We start from the raw sequence: 15,860 nt of genomic DNA, 5'->3' as shown, positions 1-15,860 counted from the left end.
AATATATAAAAAAGCACAACGGTAAAATGCGGGTTTGAAGTATATAAAACCTATGGCAAAGTGTTAGTTTTGCCATAGGTTAGTAATTGCCATAATGGCAAAAGTCAAAAGAACATAGAAAAAATAAGCGTTTTGAGGGGATGAAAATTGAAAAATCTAGACAGCTTATAGGCACTCTCTGTCTTAATGACACCAAGGAGCAGTTTACTGTATAGGTAAATAAAAATTATGATATAAAAACAATCCTTTTATAGAAACAAAAAAAGACCAGTGAAGAATTAAAGGAAAAACTATAAATCATATAAAATGCTAAGTATAAATATAAAATTAAAATAATAAATATACAAAACTATAAGAAGATTGAAGGTGATAAAAAATGCTTAGATTACAAGAAAGAGACATAAAATATTTGAAGTTGTTAGCTAGATTCGGAGTGCTAAATAAAGAAACAGTAAATAGAATATATGAAAATCATGAAAGATATGCAAGATATAGAAGAAAAGACTTGGCAGATGAAGGATATATTCTAAAAAATAACAGTTATAGTTATCTAGGCAGTGAAGGGAAAAAGTATATTAATAATATTGGAATACCTGTAAGAAACGTAAACGGAAGTAAAGAAACAAGAAATAGAATTGCTAAAATAGGTGAAATAATGTTGCCACTTGAAAAAGCATATGAAATACATCCAAGTTGGGAAATCAAGACTAATAAAGCTGAAATGAAAGCATTGTATTATGGGAGTATAACACGCAAATTACAAGCAACCGAAACCAGTGAGGGTTTTTCCAGTGAATATTATATATATAATATTGGAAAGCTTAAAAATCCTTCAAAAGGAAAAAAATTAAAGCAACGATTGGTATATAGGATACGTGAGGAGATAAAGCAAAATGTTCAAAATAATAAAATTGATAGAGTAATTATATTCGCTGAAGATGGAAATGCAATGAGTGTATATAAAGAACAGATGGAGGATTTGGGAGTAAAAGAACAGCTCCTATTACCATTAACTGATTTTGGTATAGAACTTTTAATTCTGTATGGAACGAAAGATGTTAATAGAATGGCTGCTGAACTGATTTATGGTAAAAACAACATTGTAAAGTCTGAGCTGGTTTTTGTAGATTATAAAACAAATGATGGAATTAACATAATTGTGATGATAAACAATGATATGGAAAAAGTTATAAAGTTAAGGCAGTACAAAGATATGTATAAGTATAATACAACATTTACAAGAACTAAAATAGAATTACTGTGCTTAGAAAATCAAAAAGAATCATTAGAACGTGAAATACCAAGAATACCTATAAGAACTGTAAAGCTAGAGGATTTAGTTTAATGCTGCTAGCTTTAATTGTATATGTAATTGTTGTTCTTTTGATTGTAGAGATATTAAGCATAGCCTTTGAAATGACTGGTGTTCCTCATGAAAAAGCAAAATATCAAGTTATCACAATGATAACAACAGGTTATTCAACAAAAGAAAGCGAAATTATTGTCCAGCATCCAGTGAGAAGAAAATTAGCTTTGTTTGCCATGATATTCACATATGTGAGTAATGTAACACTCTTCTCAATAATAGTTAATCTAACTAAATCTGAAATAACTAAAAGTTTAATTGTTAAGAGCTTAATTGTGCTGCTTGTATTATTTATGTTCATAAAAAATAGAATGATACTTGAAGGGAAGCTAAGAAAAGAATTTATTAAGCATAGATGGTTTTCAGTAAATAAAACTAATGTATATTATCTCTTATCGAAAAATAATGGATATGGCTTGTATAACTTGTATATCGATAGAATGTTTAAGTTTGTTGGAGAAACCATTAAGGAGAGTCCCCTTAAAGAAATGGGAATACAAGTTCTTAATATTGATAAGGGGAATAAAATAATAGAGTTTCCCGAAGCTGATTATAAGATGGAGTTAGGAGATAATCTCTTAGTGTACTGTAAATTAAATACAATTAAAAAGTGTTTTATCAAGAAAGAAGGTGATAAAAAGTGATTCCAGTAAAAAAATTACTAGAGTTCACAGAAGAAGAGCAAATATTGTATCAAAGGTATATAAAGGCCAGTGAAAAGAAAAAAAGAATACAGTTTATTAAAGTACCTGTGTTTTGGGTAATAGAGGATTTTAGAGCTACTGTAGGTACAAGCTATAAGATAATATATAGCAATGGCAATCGTATATGCAGTGACATTTTTGATGTACTAGATAATAAATTCGACATAGTTGATTATAAGGATGAAGGACTAAGCTATGCTATAATTCTGAAAAAGAAAACTAATGGAATAATATTCGAACGTGAAGAAAATACGTTATTTAGGCTTTCTTTCAATCCTCACTGCAAATGGAATTCATTTCAATAAAGGGGTGGTATTTTGGATGAAGAAATAAAAGACTTGGATAAAAAAATTAAAAAACTAAAGAAAAAAATTATTAAAGCTAAAAAAGCCTCTGTTGTAGTATCAATTGTTGGGGCTATAATTACTACTGTATTTGCTGTGGCTAATGTACTTGTACCTGCGGCGATAAGTTTTGCAGTAACTATCTTTAGTACATTTCTTGCAGATCTTGTTAAAAGAATATTTATGATTATGCTTTGGAGAGATAATAAGCGTAGAAATGAGTTAATAGTAGGTGAGAATGAAAGTGAAGAGTTGTAATGTTCAGGTGATATTAAATTTTGAGGGGGCAATTTATATATTATGATTATGAATGATATTTTAGGATATATAAACAAGATGAATTCGTATATTGAAACTAAGAATTATGATGCTTTTATAAAAGACATGGATTGTGACAATAAAAAATATTGCTATTTTGAAAAATTCTATAATGAAATAAATGAAGTAAATATTAAAGACATTTTAAATCAAGTAATTAAAGAAAAATTAACTCATTTGGGCTTGGAATTAAAAGATGGTTACTATTCGAGTGATTGGTCGGAACTAACATACAGCGGTTTGCTCTTTGGTGGAATAAAAATACAAGAAAAAAAGATAAAAATAAATCGTAAAGAATTAAAAGATATTAAACAATACCTTTTTAATATATCTTGTTCTTTAGATAGAATAGAAAATTTACTACCACGTAATAAGTTTAAAAAATTGCAAGAAGATGAAATTGACAATTATTTGAATAAAATAAAATGGAGTTGTAAAAGATTAACATTGCCTAATGAGGAATGGGCAGAGCTTAAAGAAAAGTTATGTAATCAATTTGGAAACTTAGGATTTGAAGTAATTGAAGTATCAGAATAGCTAAGCATTAATCTAATAAAAAACTTAAATAGTCTTTATAGGCTGTTTTTTTATACAAAAAATTAAGTGAAAGGATGAGTTGATGGGAAAAAAGAAAATAGTAAGCTTGATAATTACCAATGCTTTGATTTTTAATTTGGTGGGAAGTAATGTCCTTGTTAAGGCTGCTCCTGTAGATAGCGTTACTAATACTAGTAATCAATCCAGTGATGTAACTAAACAAATTAGTGATTTAGAAACTCAAATGGAGAAAACAGATAATGAGATTCAAAACACTATGATTGATATAAATAAAAACACTGATAATATAAGTAAAATAAATGCTTCCGTAAAGATAACAAGTAAAGAAATATGGGATAGAGAAGAAATATTTAAAGATGATGAGCTAAAAAATAGGGATACTGCAAAGGCTATTTATGAGAATGGTGACAGTACAGTAACTTTACTAAATGCAGTTCTTGAAAGTAAGAATTTTGCTGACTTCATTGGTAAAACAACTGCTGTAAATAAAGTGCTTACAGCTAATAAAGAAGTCATGAAAAAGGTTCATGAGGATAAGAAATATATAGAAAATAAGCAAAATAAATTACTTTCAGATAGGGATAAAATACAAAAACTGCTTAATGAGAATAGAGATAGGTTAAATAAGCTACAATCAGATAAATCTAAGCAAGCTGAGGCACTGATAAAATTGAATTCTTTAAAGATACCTCAAGACAATGCATCAAATTCGGTGAATGTTTACAATCAATGTCTTTTAGCAGGACACTTAATCTATGGTGATGATAATGTAGTTAATTATGCCAAAAATTTTCTTGGAGTTCCTTACTTGTGGGGAGGCACCTCTCAGAGTGGATTTGATTGTTCTGGTTTTGTTCAATATGTGTATGCTCATTTTGGTATTAATCTTCCTAGAATTACGTATGAACAGGTTAATGTTGGTACAACTGTTACTGGAAATCTTAAGCCAGGGGATTTGATTTTCTTTGGAGACACTAAGGCTCCGCATCATGTCGGAATGTACATTGGAGGAAATCAATATATTCAAGCACCTCACACAGGGGATGTTATAAAGATATCTTCCGTTCAAGGATGCGGATATTCTATTGCTAAAAGGATTAATAAGTAAAAAAGATGAAATGGGGGGAAAGTATGAAAGCAGGTGATAAGATAATATGTAATTTTATGGGGAATATATGCATGTTTACAATTCAAAAAATATTTGGAGGTAAGGCAATACTAGAAGATAATGGTCAAAAGCTTATTATTCCTACAAAATTTATATGTAAAAATTATAATATATTAATTTGATTGGAGAAATGTATGTTAATTAAAACTTTAATTGCAATTATAGCAGTTTTAATAGGAACTATTTTATTAGCTACTACTACTTGTCTTAAAGCAGCAAGTAGAGCTGATAAGTGGAAAAGAGAAATTGAAAGAAGAAATATATGAAAAATGTAAAGATCAATAAATAGAAATGGAGATGAATAAAGGCAATGGAAGAGGTAATTAATTGTTCCAGTGAAAAAAGTATAATAAACAGTTTAAGATCAGGAAAGAAACTTGTAGTGGTTACAGAAAACAATGATTTGAAAGAAATTGAGGATAAAGCGAAAATTTATACGAACTTTAAGCGTATATATAGCTTTAAGAATGAGTTAACAATAATAAAGTTAACTGAAGATAGGAAAATAGACAAGATCACAGTAAATATACTTTTAATTTTGCTTAAAACAGCAAAGAATCAAAATGTAGATTTGGTATATATGCCTAAAGAATATAAAACAATACTTTGTAGTTCTCAATTTGATAGGTACCAGGATATTATAAAATTTATGTGAGGTAAGTGGGAGATGAATAACAAAGAAATGAATAATTTTGAGATGAAAAGTATAGTTCTGAAACTAATTTCCAGTGGTGTAAGAATGGTTATTAAAGATATTGACCAAGAATACAGATCTATGGCAAGGTTGCTAAATGGGAAAGTTACAGGTGATACTATAATTTTTAATTAAAAATCTTTTATAAGGAATGGTGGTGCATTATGGATGGAAAATTAACAGCAGAGGAGATGGCGCAAAGACTTATAGCAGCACAAAATGAAAGGCAGGAGGCAGTTGAAAGTGCTAGAGCTGAAGAAAGAGCAAAAATAGAGGAAGAGAAAGATAAGGAGATACAAGAGCTTAAAAATAAGCTTGAAGTTGTAAATTCAGATAAAGAGGTTCTGACCAGTGAAAAAAAAGAGTTAAAAAAGCAACTAAAGCTTATAAAATCAAAAGTTGATGATGAAATCAACAAAGGAATTATAGACAAGCTTGCACAGTTAGATTATGCTCCTGGTATTTTGGCTATATGCGATACTATAGATGAAACTGTAGGAGGGCAGGTGACTAAGTTAAGCGGAATATTTGAAGCTCTTGGAGAAAATTTTGATGATATAAGTAAGCAACGCCTTTATAGTGTTCTTATGAACATGGAAAACAATGCTGAACTTATTAAGAAGTTCCTTAATATTCAGGACGATAAGATCATTGAAAGTGAAGATGTAAATTCGGAAAGCTCAATTAAAGATAGTGCTATTAGTAGCAGTGATAATTCAGATAATAATACTAAATTAAGCTTTGATTTCTAAAACTAGGAGTGAATTAATTATGATTTTCTGGTGCTTTATTTTTGTAATTGCATTTTTAATTGGGATAACAACAATTGTAAGTGGTATTTTGGATTAAATAAATTTTACTTTTTGATCAATAAAAGCAATAACAAACAGAAAGATGACCTCCAGTAGAGGACTATACCACGGGAAGCCACTTTATTTTAATAGGTAAATTTTGTGTTGAATTTTTCTACACCGATTTTAACTTTCATAGTAATTAATAATCTATAGTATTAATAAAAACCAGTTTGCAGAAAAGCTAATAATACATCATATTAAGTATAGTAAATTATTTTAATTTTTTTAAGATCTCTTCTAATTTTAAATTAATGGTTTCAAAATCTTTTTTATAGTTTCTTAAAAATTTAAATAGTCTCACAAATAATACTACATATACGAAAAATAGGATTATATTAGTAATTGATATTAAGATAGATATACTATTTATCTCCAAATTAATCTCCTCCTTTTTACTATATTTATAATAATATATATATATATACTATTCAATATTTACTTGAAAAATTTTATAAATTTAAAAAAAAATGTTTACTTTTCAAAAAGAATAATGTAATATTATGTAAAAGGAGATGGTTAATTTGAAAAAAGTATTTAGTATTATTTTATCAGTGTTAATTCTATCGACTACCGTTGCCGTTGTGCCCGCTAAAAATACTGTTAGCGCTGCCACAACATCTAAAATAGGAAGTACTGTAAAAGTGGGTAAATATACTGGACAAGTTATTCCTTATAGTAAATTACCTGCAAATGTAAAACCAACAACAGTGAAAAGTCTTGCAGAAGCCGAAAAAGTTGTAGATGAGGTTAATAATTCATTTAAAAGTACACTCAAAAAATTTAACGCCAATGCAAAAATCAATTCTTCAAATCAAATAAAACCTGATGGTACAGTTTACACCATGAGTACAGGTACTCAAGATAAGGTTAATGGAGGTCCAATGGTAGGTACTAGTTTTCATGTTAGAGTTCAGTATAGTTATGTTAGTAATAGATTTTCATCTTGTAGTAACATAACAAGCTATTTATCTGGTAATACAGTTACTTTCTCTTGGTCTCAACAAAGTAGTAATTATAGTATTATTGATAGTTCAAGGACATTAGCTACTAATGTAGATGGAATTATAACAGACTATCTAATCACTCCTATTGGATTAGTGGCTGTAAGTAATGATCCTGAAAGTGTTTACACAGAATTTTATCTTTAATGTAAAGAAATAGGACGGGCATTTAAACCTGTCCTATTATATTCTATTTTATCTAGTGTAATATATCTTTATGAAATAATATTCTTTTTATTAAGAAAGTCTTCATGCTAAATTATAGCTTCCTACTGGATTATGTTTAGCTTTGAAAATTGGTTTTGATGAAGATATATTATCACAGTGGATAGCAGAAAACCCAAATTCTAAATCTTTAAATATTAATAATGCCATTGATGTTGCCTCTAAATCGCTTGACCCAAAATTTATTGCTACTTATTCAATAAACTCAATGAAAGACTTGCTACAGGTTACAAGGGACATTGATTATTCAGTTAAGAAATTCATACAAGATACTTTTAGTAAACACGTAACCATTAGAAACTTAAAGAATATGAATAGGCAAGAAATATTTGATAAACTCATTAAGGAACTAACAGGTAAAAAGTTATAAAAATTAATTCACAAAAATACTACAGATATTGTAGACAGTGCAGGATGCGATGGAATACATTGCTGTGGCTGTAATGATAAGGCTTCACCAAGCACATGTAGAAGTCATTAAACAGTATGTGTAGTAGAACAATCGTAAAGGTGATTTAGTAAGAATACCATATAATAAATTGATAATTGATACTTGCAAAGAAAAGCACAGATATTAAAGATACTTATAACTATCTAGAAATAATAAGTAAGGATAAAAAGTAAGAATGGCTTATGAAGCTAGAGAAGCTGAGCTTCATGACAAAAATACAATGATTAAATCAGGTGTAATTAAAGTTGCGGAAAACCTATTGAAAATGGAGATGCGTATTGAATTAGTAGCAAAAACGACAGAATTATCAGAAGAAGAAATTCAGAATTTAAAAGAAAAAAATGAGTTAGTATTTAAGCAGCCACTTATTAATTTAAGCGGATGCTTTTTTGTTTATAACTTATTATAAGTAGTTTTATGATACTTTGAGTATAGTGGTAAAGATCACTATCATCATCAAGAACTGCAATTTCACCACAAATAGTACATTGGTAAGTACATTTATCTGGTTTACCTCCTATTTTATGCATAAATATCTCCTCCTCGAATAGCACATTAGTATAAGAGCAGTTGGATAGTATATCATCCAGCTGCTTTTTATAATGGCTTATTTAGCCAAGGAATGTAATTGTAATAGAAGCTATTTACATAAAAAAATACATGTGGTATAATTTATATAAATAGTTACAAATTTACAAAATGAGAGGGTTTTTAAATGAAAAAAAATATAGTGCTATCGGACGGTGATAAGTTAAAGGAAATTAGAAGAAAGTATGGTTTGAAACAGGAAGAAATTACGGGAAGTGAGATAACAAGAAATCTTATAAGTGAGATTGAAACTAATAAAGCAAGTATTACTAAAAAAACGGCAGAGGTTGTTATAAAAAACTTAACCGCATTGGCTAAAAAAAGGCGCTTTGAAGTTGATGAGACCGTTGATTATTTAATGGAAAATCAAATTGTACAAGCTAATAAAGCTCTTGATAATTATATAGAAGAGCTAAACACTTTAAGCATTTCTAAGGGTGATAGCTTTATTAAAACACTCAAAGAAGCAGAAAGTTTTTTAATTGACTGGGACATAAAAGATAAAAAATTAAAGATATATAAAATAGCCGGAGATTATTATTGTAATAATAATGAGATGTATAAAGGTGCTGTATATTATGAAAAAGCTTTAGCATTAATTAATCGGGTGTTTTTAGATAGAGAATTAATACCACTTTCAAGGAAACTATCCATGGTTTATGTATATATAGGTGACTATAAAAAAAGCATTGAATGTTGTGAGTTTATATTAAATCGCTTTGATGATATTTCAGTTAATGATAAAGTGATTTTTACATATAACAATGCTTTATCTTATTTTTATATGAATAATTTTGAAAAGACTTTGCAAAACCTTGAGATATCTGAAAAATTAGTAGATAGAAATGATAATTTAAAATTATTTAAAATACTAGATAGCAAGGCTGTTTGTTTGTGTTCAATGAAGCGTTATAGTGAGGCATTACAGGTATTTGATGAACTGATAAGCTTGGTTAAAAGTAATTATGTAGATAGGTATGTAACAGTGTTATTGAATATCGTAAATGTTTATTTAGACATGCAGGAAAAGGATAAAGCTCTTGAAAACTTTAATTGTGTTATTGAAAGGCTAAATAGTGTCAATAATGATAGTCCTTATTTATCAGAAATTTATTTTCATGTTGGTAAATTTTATAGAAGTTTTGGTAATGAAGAAAAATCTGAGCAATTTTATTCAAAAGCTTTGAATTTATGTGAAAAACAAAAAAACTATGTTTTGGAAAATGACATATTATGTGATTTAATAGAAATGTATACAGTTGAAAACAAAGTAAAGGAAATGAACAGTATAAAGTACACGTTATTTTCTTTGTTTAATAAACAGGGGAATATAAATCATATGCTAGTTCACAAATTGGTGCTTTTTTATATTGATAATAACGTTGAAACGGCTAAGGAACTTATAAACTTTGTACTTAAAACAAATTAATGGGAGGTGTTGAATATGTCAAAATTAAGTCGTAAGAAAGCATTACTATTGTTTACTTGTATGCTGCTTATGTTTGTATTTATAGGTGTAAATACACAAATTACAAGTAATATTGCTTATATAACAGGAGGTGCTATGGCTAAGGCTGTAAAAGTAATTCCATTTATATTTTAACGAAGTAAAAGCAATTTGGAGCACAAAACCAAGTTGCTTTTTTATTATAAGATTTTTGTGTTTTGCAAACTCTGTATAAGGATATTTTAGAATAATTAAAGAGTTTAAAGGCAGAAATTAATATAAGAGCAATTGGTTGAGTTACCTTTCTAGCTACCTTTTTTATGTATCTAAATAAAAAAACACTTTGAGAAGGTTAATAAAAAAGACAGGAATTAACCTGCCTTTTTATTAATAATGATAATTAATAGATAACTTAGGATCTTGCTGCCAAAATGCCGAATCAAATTTAACTATGCTAAATTCAGATACACCAGTTAAGAAAAGGTTTATTATTAGTGAGTGGAGCAGCATAAAAGATTATGTTATTTCATTATTTAATGATGAATTATCAAGAGAATTTGCTGAAAAGCTGGTAGATCTTTATAATAAGTTTTTTGAAATCAATTATAAAATTGATAATAATAAATTTGTAATTACAAATAAAGAAATAACTGAAATAAAGAAAGAAATAGAATATGTAGAGGGATTAGTTGATTCTGATAAAAATGAAAATCGAAGCAAAAAATAATTATATAAATTCCTCTGATAAAACCCGAAAAATGACATATAAAGAATAGTAGATACATTTAGTATTTGCTATTCTTTTTAGCAACAAATTATTTTTAGGTCAAATTGGCTAACAAAACTGTGTGTAGGCATTTTCTGCTTATATGCGGTTTTTTATTTTGTTTAAATTTAAAGGAGGAATTATCTATGGGACAATACTTTAAAGCAGTAAATATTACAAAGGGAGAATTTGTAGATCATATGGATTATAATTCATTTTCAAAGATTACAGAACATTCATTTAGACCAAATGAGTATATGCTTGCAGTTGAAGGATTACTTCAACCTGATGGAAAATGGTATAAAGATAAAATTGTGTGGGCTGGTGATTATGCTGATGATGGTCTGTTTATACCTGAAGGATACAAAGGCAATTTATATGATTGTACTTCTGATGGTACATTCAAAAAGATTAAGGCTAAACCTACAAAAAAATTATCAAAGTATATTTTAAACCATGATAAAAAGCAATTTATAGATATGGAAGCTTTGCCTTCATATGATGATGGTTGGATTTTACATCCCCTATCACTGCTAACAGCTGTAGGCAACGGACAAGGTAGTGGAGATTTCTATACCAGTGATAAAAAAATGCTTTCATACGTTGGAACTTGGGCAGGTTTGGTTGTAGTTCAGAAACGGATGTAGAAGCTAAGAAATGGAATAAAAGCTTCAAAGAAGCCTTTATTGATAAAGCAGATCCAGAGCTGAACTTAACCATAGTTGACTGTCACATTTGAGAGAGGAGCTTTGGCTTCTCTATTTTTATAGAATTAAAATTTTAAAGGAGAGAGATTAAAATGTTAAGCATAAATCAATGGCTTGAAAAAAGAGTAAAGAAAAACATTCTAAAAGCTGCATGTGTTGCAATTAATCCAGTTAAAGCTAAACACTGGAAGCGTGAATGGAATAGATACAAGCTTTCACAGAAAAGAAGAAAACTAGGAAAATTTCGATCAAGGAGGAGTAAAAATGATTAATTATTCAGAAGAATTCAAAAGTCAATGTAAGGATGTATATCCAAATTGGAATGAACTTCATGAAGCTTTGGAGCATGGAAGTGAATTTGCTGGAAGATACTTAAATGATGCATCTTTTGATACTATAAATATTGATGATGTTTTGAGTATTGAAGATATGACTTCACTTAAGCAGCTTAAGGAAAAGGCTTTGAAAATTAAAAAGAAGAAAGAATTGTATAATAAGTGGTGCGAAATATTTAATCAAAATATTAAGGAGGATTAACTTTCAAAGTTAGTCCTTTTTTATTAAAGAAACGTTGATAATTTTAAATAAAAAATGAATAGGAGGTCAGTTTTTATTATGAAAGTAAAATATAAGGGCGTGACTTTTGATGAATTTACAGTAGAAACAGGGAATGGAAAAGTTTTTGACATAAGTAAATTAAACAAGGATATACCAGTTGGAAACATAAAATATGCATGGGGTTATATTTGTGAAGAGTGTGCTCAAAAAGTAAATTGGAATATCAATCTTAATGATTTTAAAGAGACACTTGATGGCTATTGTTGTTATGCAGATGGTTGTACCAATAGGAGAAATATTCATGAAATACAGTTGTCACTTAATGAAATTAAACAACTAGAATTTGTTAATAAAGCGAAAGAGACCAAAAATATTAGTATAAATGATTTTAAAGATCAAAAGCACATAGCGGTTGATGAAAGTAAATGGAAGGAATATAAAGGCTATAAGGATGTTGATTATAAAGACAAACAATATGACAATCCAAAATACAATTGGAAAATGGTTTATTGGGAAAACAATGATGAAAAATACGGAAGGATCATGGTTAGTGAAGCTTTTAAGTTAAAAAGAGGCTTAACTATGGGTGAATTCTATGGTACAGGAGTAGTGGATTAATAAGTATAAAAACTAGGAGGATTAACTTTCAATGTTAATCCTTTTTTATTGGAGGGGTAAGAATGAAGTTAAAAGTAATAAAGCAAATAAAGTCACCATATGGAGTATTTGCAGAACCTGGTGATATTGTCGAATATAAATGTGGAATGGCAAGAAATAAAAAAGTACACATGGGAGTTGATTTTATAGAAAATTATGTAAAACTAAATATTTTCCAAAGAATAATACTAAGTTATACATTTGAAAAATATCGCTGTAAATTAAACAAAGTTTTATACAATTTAAAAAAATATTTTTGTAAAATGAGGTGAATATTTTGAAAAATGTAATTTTACAAAATTTTAAAGGCATAAATTTCTATCATGCAAAAAGAATTTGTATAAAAGGTAATATCGCATTGTTTACCATATATAAAAACCCAAAAGACTTTGCAAACAAGTACGTTGTTAGGCTATGGGAAATCAATAGACAGCTTGGCAATTCATTTGCTACAAAATATTGCGTAGTTAAAGGCACATTAGAGGAATGTAGAAATTCACTGCCGGAGGGTCTTTATAAAATTGATAGATTTAAAAGCGACGATCCTGTAATCGTAGAAATTTGGATATGATAGATTGAGAGGAAGTACTTCAATATGGATGTTTATATAGGTAAGAAAGTTAAATTTCAATATAAAGGAGAAATATTAGAAGGATATGTTCGTTCAATATATAATAACGGCGACACTGTAAATATAACAGTTGACAAAAGTGCATATACTTATCCAGTATGCTTATTAGCCAAAAATAATCAAGAAATAAAAGAAAAAAAGGGAGAACAGCTGTCTATGAAATTTGAGTAGGTAGCTGCTCTTTTTTATAAGGAGGACGGTGCTTATGGAAGGTAATTATAAACAGAGTGATTTTGATAATTTTAGATGTCCAGAATGTGGTGGTAAACTTAATTATGAATTTGGTGCAGTACGTTGTGAAAATGATGATTGGTTTGCAGAAGATGGTGAAATTGAAGAACTTTTTAATCTTAATGATGGGAGAGATAAGGATGAGTAAATACGTTATGTCAGATATACATGGATGTTATGAAAAATTTATAAGTATGTTGAAATTAATTAATTTCACAAACAATGATGAATTGTATATAATAGGTGACATATTTGATAGAGGACCGGGATCATTAAAAATATTAGATTATGTAGTAGGGCACAAAAACATAACTTTGCTTAAAGGTAATCACGAAAAAATGTTTGAAGAAGCCGTTGAAACAGGTAATTATAATTTATGGTACTGCAATGGAGGACAAGTCACGCATTTCAGTTTATTAAAAGAAGGATTTGATAAGGAACTGCTGATTTATAACTATATTAAGAGACTGCCGATTATTAAAGTAGTCGATAAATTTATATTGGTTCATGCAGGTTTGAAGTTTTCAGGTAACTATAGCTCAATAGAGCTTGAACAATTTCTAAAACAGGATGAACAAAACTGTTTGTGGACAAGAGATAACATAGGTATCGAGAAGCAATATAAAGATTATACCGTAATATGTGGTCATACTCCTGTGCAGGCTATATTAGATAATTCTAATACACCTCAAATATTAAAAAGACAGGGAACAATTTATATTGATTGTGGTAGCTGTTTTCAAGGTGGCAAATTAGCATGTTTAAGGCTTGATGATATGAAGGAGTTCTATGTTTAAAGGAGGCAGTTGGTATGAAAGGACGGGTTACTAAAAATATCCTAGAGTATATGAATTCAATGTCTATAAAACAGTTCTCTTATATTCAAGTAAGTTGTATAGCTAGTTCAATAAAAACTGAATACTACGACAGAAAGGATAAAAACATAAAAATAAATGGTAAAACTGAAGATGGTAAAAAGCAATTAAACAAGAGAATTGCCGATATAGTAAATAAAAAATTATTAAACAATGATATAACTCCTGATGATATAAGACTTTACAAAAGGTGTTTTGCTGAAGAATATACTAATCGTACAGGCAAATGTGCATGGGGATTTACAGAATTAAGGCAACGTTTAGGATATGATCCTAAAACAGGAATTGAATTGAAGAATTTATAAAAAGATAAAAGGATGTCTACACTTAGATGTCCTTTTATTTATAAAAATAATAAAGGATGGTGGATCGAATGGAGTATTGCTGTCATGGTTGCACAAATTTAAATAAAGATGAAAAGAAAATAGATGGAACTTGTTATATGTACGGATGCAGGTCGGATAAAAGAGGAAAAATATGCGGGTGGATACAGTCGGACAATGAGCTTAAAACAATGGGATGCTCTAGTTGGACCAATAAGCCTACTCAAATTAATGAACAGTTGACATTATTTTGATAAAAAACATTTTTTAAATTTTAAAGACAAGGAGGATGAAAAAAATGAAAATAAGTAATGATATTAAAATTGAGGCTGTAGATGATAGAAATATATGCATCCTTAAAAAGATGGTAGTTAAAGGTGAAGAACAGTGGAAGAGACTAGGTTACTATACAACGCCACAAGGTGCTTTAAAAGGAATGGTTAATGATGAAATAATAGGCACTGGCTTGAAGGATTTCCAAGTGGTTTGTAATAAGATCGATGAATTGTATAAGATTATTGATGGACTTTCTGTGAAGCTAGAATCTCATGCTAAAAATAAACAAGATACTTATGATCTTCCAGAAGAGTAAAGTTCATAAATTTAATTTCAGAATTCAAAAACAGTTTCAAGAGCTGAATAAAATACGTCGCAAATGAGGTGATAAAGTTAAATGATAAGAAAAATATTGTATTATTTTATAACGCTTATAGCGTGGTTAATTGCAACTTTATATTTACCATTCTATTTGTGCAAAAATCATGAAAAGCATGATTTTTGGTATCTTGAAATAGGGAAATATTATAGTTCAATAAAAACCGTAGTAGGTATGTTTATTATTGGTTAATAGTTTAGAATTCAAATAAGGCATAGCTGGTCTATGAAAGGAGAATAAAAATGCAAGAAAAGTTGATAAAGCTTTGGAAAACTTGTGAAACAAAACAATTAGCAAAAATATTTGAAGAATATATGAAAAGTATTGATATAAAAAAATATGATGGTAGAAGAAAAAACAATGATAATACCTATATTATAGATGGTAAGAGTACAAACTGGAATAGGGTTCAATGCTTTTATCATAAAGGGTCTACAAGCTTTGGACACGAAAATTTATTATTTGTACTAAGAAAAGAATCTGGAAATTACTTTATTATTGAAAGGGAATCAGTAAGAGCATTTGAATGTGACCATAACGGCGTAATAGAATATAATGAAAAATTACTTGATGAAATCATAAAAGAACATAAACCTTTATTTGACACATTATTAAGCATGATATCTTAATACACAATTCAAAGACCAGTGATATGAATAATTAAGTCCAGCTAAGAAATGTCAATAAGAAATAAAAAATAATTATTATTTTTATGAGATTAAAAAAGGTTAACTTTAAT

31 protein-coding genes are annotated in these 15,860 nt (G+C 28.6%); all 31 read left to right on the top strand.

Going from position 1 to position 15,860, the window contains the following annotated elements; genetic code table 11:
- Positions 1–376 precede the first annotated feature (376 nt).
- Positions 377–1,345 carry a hypothetical protein gene (locus LQK79_RS00150; protein ID WP_231014960.1) on the top strand — a complete coding sequence of 323 codons (969 nt, stop codon included), beginning with the start codon at positions 377–379 and terminating at the stop codon, positions 1,343–1,345.
- Positions 1,345–2,010, top strand: a complete 666-nt coding sequence (locus LQK79_RS00145) for a TrkA C-terminal domain-containing protein (RefSeq protein ID WP_231014959.1) — start codon at positions 1,345–1,347, stop codon at positions 2,008–2,010. Before LQK79_RS00150 ends, LQK79_RS00145 begins: the two co-directional genes overlap by 1 nt.
- On the top strand, positions 2,007–2,375 hold the full coding sequence (locus LQK79_RS00140) for a hypothetical protein (RefSeq protein WP_231014958.1): 369 nt from the start codon (positions 2,007–2,009) through the stop codon (positions 2,373–2,375). The genes LQK79_RS00145 and LQK79_RS00140 overlap by 4 nt, the downstream gene beginning before the upstream one ends.
- Positions 2,376–2,387: 12 nt before the next feature.
- Positions 2,388–2,672, top strand: a complete 285-nt coding sequence (locus LQK79_RS00135) for a hypothetical protein (protein ID WP_231014957.1) — start codon at positions 2,388–2,390, stop codon at positions 2,670–2,672.
- 48 nt (positions 2,673–2,720) lie between these two features.
- Positions 2,721–3,269, top strand: coding sequence for a hypothetical protein (locus LQK79_RS00130; RefSeq protein WP_231014956.1), 549 nt, complete (start codon positions 2,721–2,723; stop codon positions 3,267–3,269).
- 82 nt (positions 3,270–3,351) lie between these two features.
- Positions 3,352–4,398: a C40 family peptidase gene (locus LQK79_RS00125; protein ID WP_231014955.1), complete on the top strand. Its 1,047-nt coding sequence runs from the start codon at positions 3,352–3,354 to the stop codon at positions 4,396–4,398.
- A 23-nt stretch (positions 4,399–4,421) separates the two neighbouring features.
- Positions 4,422–4,580 (top strand): hypothetical protein, encoded by a 159-nt coding sequence (locus LQK79_RS00120; RefSeq protein WP_231014954.1) that lies wholly within the window; start codon positions 4,422–4,424, stop codon positions 4,578–4,580.
- 12 nt (positions 4,581–4,592) lie between these two features.
- Entirely contained in the window at positions 4,593–4,724 is a 132-nt protein-coding gene (locus LQK79_RS20800; RefSeq protein ID WP_269144016.1) for a hypothetical protein, read from the top strand.
- A 44-nt stretch (positions 4,725–4,768) separates the two neighbouring features.
- Positions 4,769–5,113, top strand: a complete 345-nt coding sequence (locus LQK79_RS00115; protein WP_231014953.1) for a hypothetical protein — start codon at positions 4,769–4,771, stop codon at positions 5,111–5,113.
- 12 nt (positions 5,114–5,125) lie between these two features.
- Positions 5,126–5,287, top strand: a complete 162-nt coding sequence (locus tag LQK79_RS00110) for a hypothetical protein (protein ID WP_231014952.1) — start codon at positions 5,126–5,128, stop codon at positions 5,285–5,287.
- Positions 5,288–5,316: 29 nt separating this feature from the next.
- Complete coding sequence (locus tag LQK79_RS00105; RefSeq protein ID WP_231014951.1) at positions 5,317–5,904, top strand: hypothetical protein; 588 nt, start codon at positions 5,317–5,319, stop codon at positions 5,902–5,904.
- A 623-nt stretch (positions 5,905–6,527) separates the two neighbouring features.
- On the top strand, positions 6,528–7,154 hold the full coding sequence (locus tag LQK79_RS00100; protein WP_053243233.1) for a hypothetical protein: 627 nt from the start codon (positions 6,528–6,530) through the stop codon (positions 7,152–7,154).
- 142 nt (positions 7,155–7,296) lie between these two features.
- Complete coding sequence (locus LQK79_RS00095) at positions 7,297–7,602, top strand: hypothetical protein (protein WP_053243232.1); 306 nt, start codon at positions 7,297–7,299, stop codon at positions 7,600–7,602.
- Positions 7,603–7,858: 256 nt separating this feature from the next.
- A complete protein-coding gene (locus LQK79_RS00090; RefSeq protein WP_053243231.1) occupies positions 7,859–8,092 on the top strand; it encodes a hypothetical protein in 234 nt (77 codons plus the stop codon).
- A 306-nt stretch (positions 8,093–8,398) separates the two neighbouring features.
- On the top strand, positions 8,399–9,700 hold the full coding sequence (locus LQK79_RS00085) for a helix-turn-helix transcriptional regulator (protein WP_231014950.1): 1,302 nt from the start codon (positions 8,399–8,401) through the stop codon (positions 9,698–9,700).
- A 15-nt stretch (positions 9,701–9,715) separates the two neighbouring features.
- Complete coding sequence (locus LQK79_RS00080) at positions 9,716–9,874, top strand: hypothetical protein (protein WP_157055803.1); 159 nt, start codon at positions 9,716–9,718, stop codon at positions 9,872–9,874.
- A 295-nt stretch (positions 9,875–10,169) separates the two neighbouring features.
- Positions 10,170–10,445, top strand: a complete 276-nt coding sequence (locus LQK79_RS00075) for a hypothetical protein (protein ID WP_053243228.1) — start codon at positions 10,170–10,172, stop codon at positions 10,443–10,445.
- Between the two features lie 185 nt (positions 10,446–10,630).
- Positions 10,631–11,131 carry a hypothetical protein gene (locus LQK79_RS00070; protein WP_053243227.1) on the top strand — a complete coding sequence of 167 codons (501 nt, stop codon included), beginning with the start codon at positions 10,631–10,633 and terminating at the stop codon, positions 11,129–11,131.
- Positions 11,132–11,283: 152 nt separating this feature from the next.
- Positions 11,284–11,463 (top strand): hypothetical protein, encoded by a 180-nt coding sequence (locus tag LQK79_RS00065; protein WP_053243226.1) that lies wholly within the window; start codon positions 11,284–11,286, stop codon positions 11,461–11,463.
- The gene (locus tag LQK79_RS00060) at positions 11,456–11,728 is read left to right on the top strand and encodes a hypothetical protein (protein WP_053243225.1); all 273 of its coding nucleotides are present in this window, start codon (positions 11,456–11,458) and stop codon (positions 11,726–11,728) included. The genes LQK79_RS00065 and LQK79_RS00060 overlap by 8 nt, the downstream gene beginning before the upstream one ends.
- A 78-nt stretch (positions 11,729–11,806) precedes the next feature.
- Entirely contained in the window at positions 11,807–12,367 is a 561-nt protein-coding gene (locus tag LQK79_RS00055; protein ID WP_053243224.1) for a hypothetical protein, read from the top strand.
- A gap of 62 nt (positions 12,368–12,429) precedes the next feature.
- Entirely contained in the window at positions 12,430–12,678 is a 249-nt protein-coding gene (locus tag LQK79_RS00050) for a hypothetical protein (RefSeq protein ID WP_053243223.1), read from the top strand.
- A 5-nt stretch (positions 12,679–12,683) separates the two neighbouring features.
- Complete coding sequence (locus LQK79_RS00045; protein ID WP_053243222.1) at positions 12,684–12,977, top strand: hypothetical protein; 294 nt, start codon at positions 12,684–12,686, stop codon at positions 12,975–12,977.
- Positions 12,978–13,001: 24 nt separating this feature from the next.
- Entirely contained in the window at positions 13,002–13,208 is a 207-nt protein-coding gene (locus LQK79_RS00040) for a hypothetical protein (RefSeq protein ID WP_053243221.1), read from the top strand.
- Positions 13,209–13,242: 34 nt separating this feature from the next.
- Complete coding sequence (locus tag LQK79_RS00035; protein ID WP_157055802.1) at positions 13,243–13,416, top strand: hypothetical protein; 174 nt, start codon at positions 13,243–13,245, stop codon at positions 13,414–13,416.
- The gene (locus LQK79_RS00030; protein ID WP_053243220.1) at positions 13,409–14,065 is read left to right on the top strand and encodes a metallophosphoesterase family protein; all 657 of its coding nucleotides are present in this window, start codon (positions 13,409–13,411) and stop codon (positions 14,063–14,065) included. The genes LQK79_RS00035 and LQK79_RS00030 overlap by 8 nt, the downstream gene beginning before the upstream one ends.
- 14 nt (positions 14,066–14,079) lie before the next feature.
- Complete coding sequence (locus LQK79_RS00025) at positions 14,080–14,448, top strand: hypothetical protein (protein WP_053243219.1); 369 nt, start codon at positions 14,080–14,082, stop codon at positions 14,446–14,448.
- 68 nt (positions 14,449–14,516) lie between these two features.
- Positions 14,517–14,720 (top strand): hypothetical protein, encoded by a 204-nt coding sequence (locus tag LQK79_RS00020; protein ID WP_053243218.1) that lies wholly within the window; start codon positions 14,517–14,519, stop codon positions 14,718–14,720.
- A 44-nt stretch (positions 14,721–14,764) separates the two neighbouring features.
- On the top strand, positions 14,765–15,058 hold the full coding sequence (locus tag LQK79_RS00015; RefSeq protein WP_053243217.1) for a hypothetical protein: 294 nt from the start codon (positions 14,765–14,767) through the stop codon (positions 15,056–15,058).
- Positions 15,059–15,139: 81 nt separating this feature from the next.
- A complete protein-coding gene (locus tag LQK79_RS00010; RefSeq protein ID WP_157055801.1) occupies positions 15,140–15,313 on the top strand; it encodes a hypothetical protein in 174 nt (57 codons plus the stop codon).
- Positions 15,314–15,363: 50 nt separating this feature from the next.
- Positions 15,364–15,750: a hypothetical protein gene (locus tag LQK79_RS00005; protein WP_053243216.1), complete on the top strand. Its 387-nt coding sequence runs from the start codon at positions 15,364–15,366 to the stop codon at positions 15,748–15,750.
- The last annotated feature ends 110 nt before the right edge of the window (positions 15,751–15,860 follow it).

The organism is Clostridium guangxiense (genome assembly GCF_021043395.1).
Taxonomy (GTDB): domain Bacteria; phylum Bacillota; class Clostridia; order Clostridiales; family Clostridiaceae; genus Clostridium_S; species Clostridium_S guangxiense.
Note: the sequence above shows the minus strand (reverse complement) of the source record. Positions and strands in the feature narration are given on the sequence as shown.